Origin of the sequence: Mycobacterium sp. E2462, assembly GCF_001672685.1 — a bacterium.
Lineage (GTDB): Bacteria > Actinomycetota > Actinomycetes > Mycobacteriales > Mycobacteriaceae > Mycobacterium.
The window spans coordinates 1-642 of sequence record NZ_LZKC01000356.1; the positions used below are offsets into that span (position 1 = coordinate 1).

The 642-nt window shown below is 77.4% G+C and carries 1 protein-coding gene; it reads left to right on the top strand.

The window, feature by feature from the left end; genetic code table 11:
• Positions 1 to 26 precede the first annotated feature (26 nt).
• A partial coding sequence (gene eccB / locus A5714_RS18725; RefSeq protein ID WP_082959844.1) for a type VII secretion protein EccB occupies positions 27 to 642 on the top strand: 616 nt, incomplete at its 3' end.

Consider the following 642-nt stretch of genomic DNA (forward strand, 5'->3'; position numbering starts at 1 on the left):
TCGCCGCCGTCGTCACGTTCGGTGACGTGGCCGACCGCGCCGGTGGCACGTTGCCCAGCCAGAGCGCGCTGCTGGGTGAGGCCGCCGGGCGCGCGCGGGCGCGCTTCACGGCGCTGGCGGTGGGCGCCGCCCTGACCGCGATGGCCGTGGCCGGGTGCGCGCTGCTGGGGTGGCTGCGCCCGCAGGTCACGCTGGACCGGGCGCGGCTGGTGCTGGACCGCAACTCCGGCGCGCTGTTCGTCCGCGTGGACGACACCTGGCATCCGGTGCTCAACCTCGCCTCCGCCCGGTTGATCGCGGGGGCGCCGGTCGACCCCCAACCGGTGCGCCCATCCGATCTCGCTCGCGCCAAGCTCGGTGCGCCGCTGGGCATTCCGGGTGCGCCGCAATACCTCGGGGCGCCGCTGGCGGCGGCCGACTTGGTGTGGTCGGTGTGCGACGGCGACGGCGCCACCACGGTCGTCGTCGGCCGGCCGGCCGAGCACAGCGTGCGCCGCCTCCCCGCCGGGCAGGCCATCCTGGCGGCACCGGCGCCGGGCTCGCCGGCGTACCTCCTCTACGACGGCCGGCGGGCCGTTGTAAACCTCGACGACGCCGCGGTGGTGCGGGCGCTGCGACTGGAAGGCCGCGTCCCGCGCCGGG